At 48.5% G+C, this 3,087-nt stretch carries 1 rRNA gene; it reads right to left on the bottom strand.

Annotated features, from left to right (window positions below):
• Positions 1-2,628, bottom strand: a 23S ribosomal RNA gene (locus tag VGK02_05685); the annotation flags it as partial.
• Positions 2,629-3,087 lie beyond the last annotated feature (459 nt).

The following is a 3,087-nucleotide window of genomic DNA, read 5'->3' as shown; positions in this document are numbered from 1 at the left end:
CTCACGACGTTCTGAACCCAGCTCGCGTGCCGCTTTAATGGGCGAACAGCCCAACCCTTGGGACCTACTTCAGCCCCAGGATGCGACGAGCCGACATCGAGGTGCCAAACCTCCCCGTCGATGTGGACTCTTGGGGGAGATAAGCCTGTTATCCCCGAGGTAGCTTTTATCCGTTGAGCGATGGCCCTTCCACCCGGTACCACCGGATCACTAAGTCCTACTTTCGTACCTGCTCGACTTGTATGTCTCGCAGTCAGGCTCCCTTCTGCCTTTGCACTCTACGAATGATTTCCAACCATTCTGAGGGAACCTTTGAACGCCTCCGTTACTCTTTAGGAGGCGACCGCCCCAGTCAAACTGCCCACCTGACTATGTCCCTAGACCAGTTTATGGCCTCAGGTTAGAATTTCGGTATTTCAAGAGTGGTATCCCAACGTCGACTCCATAATGACTGGCGTCACTATCTCTCAGTCTCCCACCTATCCTGTACATGAAATACTAAAACCCAATGTCAAGCTACAGTGAAGCTCTACGGGGTCTTTCCGTCCAATCGCGGGTAACTAGCATCTTCACTAGTGCTACAATTTCGCCGAGCGCGTTGTCGAGACAGTGCCCAAGTCGTTACGCCATTCGTGCGGGTCAGAACTTACCTGACAAGGAATTTCGCTACCTTAGGACCGTTATAGTTACGGCCGCCGTTTACTGGGGCTTAAGTTCACACCTTCGCTTGCGCTAAGCATTCCCCTTAACCTTCCAGCACCGGGCAGGCGTCAGCCCCTATACGTCATCTTTCGATTTAGCAGAGACCTGTGTTTTTGCTAAACAGTCGCTTGGGCCTTTTCACTGCGACCACCTTGCGGTGGCACCCCTTCTCCCGAAGTTACGGGGTTATTTTGCCGAGTTCCTTAACAACGCTTCTCTCGCTCATCTTAGGATTCTCTCCTCATCTACCTGTGTCGGTTTACGGTACGGGCACCCAACATCTCGTTAGCAGCTTTTCTTGACAGTGTGAAATCAGACACTTCTCTACTCTAATTTCGATCCCCATCACACCTCAGCCTTATAGTATGCGGTCTTTCCTACATACAAGCCTTGATGCTTAGACACGGATAACCAACACCGTGCACGTCTTATCCTCCTGCGTCACTGCTTCCTTCAAACGATATTAGGTGGTATCGGAATATCCACCGATTGTCCATCGGGTACGCTATACGCCTCCCCTTAGGTCCCGACTTACCCTGAGCGGACGAACCTTCCTCAGGAAACCTTAGATTTTCGATGGAATGGATTCTCACCATTCTCTCGCTACTTATACCAGCATTCTCTCTCGTATGCAGTCCACCACTCCTTTCGGTATAGCTTCAATCCACATACGACGCTCCCCTACCCATCATTTCTGATGCCACAGCTTCGGTGCTAGGCTTTAGCCCCGGACATTTTCGGCGCATGATCACTTGACCAGTGAGCTATTACGCACTCTTTGAATGAGTGGCTGCTTCTAAGCCAACATCCTGGTTGTCTCTGTAATCACACATCCTTTTCCACTTAGCCTATACTTGGGGACCTTAGCTGATGGTCTGGGCTCTTTCCCTTTTGACCACGGATCTTATCACTCGTAGTCTGACTCCCGATAATCAATTATCCGGCATTCGGAGTTTGATAGGGTTCGGTAACCGATAAGGCCCCTATCCCATTCAGTGCTCTACCTCCGGTAATCTATATCGAGGCTAGCCCTAAAGCTATTTCGGGGAGAACCAGCTATCTCCGAGTTCGATTGGAATTTCTCCGCTATCCACAGCTCATCCCCCGTTTTTTCAACAACGGTGAGTTCGGGCCTCCATTGAATTTTACTTCAACTTCACCCTGTCCATGGATAGGTCACCCGGTTTCGGGTCTACATCAGCCAACTGTCGCTTCTTACGAAGCGCCGCCCTATTCAGACTCGCTTTCGCTTCGGCTCCGGTCCAGAGGACCTTAACCTCGCTGACTAACGTAACTCGCTGGTCCGTTCTACAAAAAGTACGCGGTCACCCTGTTATTTCTAACATAGGGCTCCCACCGATTGTAAGCATACGGTTTCAGGTTCTATTTCACTCCCCTCCCGGGGTTCTTTTCACCTTTCCCTCACGGTACTATGCGCTATCGGTCACTAGGTAGTATTTAGCCTTGGGAGGTGGGCCTCCCTGTTTCCCACAAGGTTTCACGTGTCTCGTGGTACTCTGGATCTCGGCTCGTTTCTTCTGTCTTTCGCTTACAGGACTTTTACCTCCTACGGTCGACCTTTCCAGGTCTGTTCAGCTAGACGTCGGATTCTAATTGCCGGTCCGCAACCCCAACAAAGTTTCCCTCGTTGGTTTGGGCTCTTCCCCTTTCGCTCGCCGCTACTTAGGGAATCGATGTTTCTTTCTACTCCTCGGGGTACTTAGATGTTTCAGTTCCCCCGGTATCCCCTCGTATACCTATTTATTCAGTATACGATACTAGAACATTACTTCTAGTGGGTTTCCCCATTCGGAAATCTGTGGGTCAATGCCTATTTGCGGCTCACCACAGCTTATCGCAGCTTGTCACGTCCTTCTTCGGCTCCTAGTGCCAAGGCATCCACCATATGCTCTTATTAGCTTGATCTAATATCTGCAAAGCAAATATCTCGGACTCCGTTTTCACGTTGTCCTCTTTTTACCTTACAAGTTGATCAGGTTTATCCTTGATGATTGAATTGTATGCTTTCAAATATGTTTGCGTGGATGTTTTCTGAAAGAAAACTCCAGCAATCACATCGTGATTGCACGTTACCTGCAATTGCTTACTTAATCGGTAAACCGATTATTAGAAGTATCGTTAGATACTTCAGCTGTGCGTTAGCACAGCAGCTCGCGTTTGCTATATTTTACGGAATATGCAGTTTTCAAGGTACATGAAAGATTGTGTTTTCTTACGAAAACTTGGTCTTTCAAAACTAATCAGTGTAAATGATTCACAAGCCAGATTCTTTTGATTCAGGATTGCTGACATATAGTCAACGCATAATCTCTCGATTATGTTTTGCAGTACATTGTACTACGATTAGTAACTACTTTCGTAATT

It is taken from the genome of Candidatus Aquicultor sp. (genome assembly GCA_036504445.1).
Classification (GTDB): domain Bacteria; phylum Actinomycetota; class Aquicultoria; order Aquicultorales; family Aquicultoraceae; genus DASXVE01.
The sequence above is the reverse complement of the archived record's forward strand: the minus strand, read 5'-3'. Positions and strand labels throughout refer to the sequence as shown.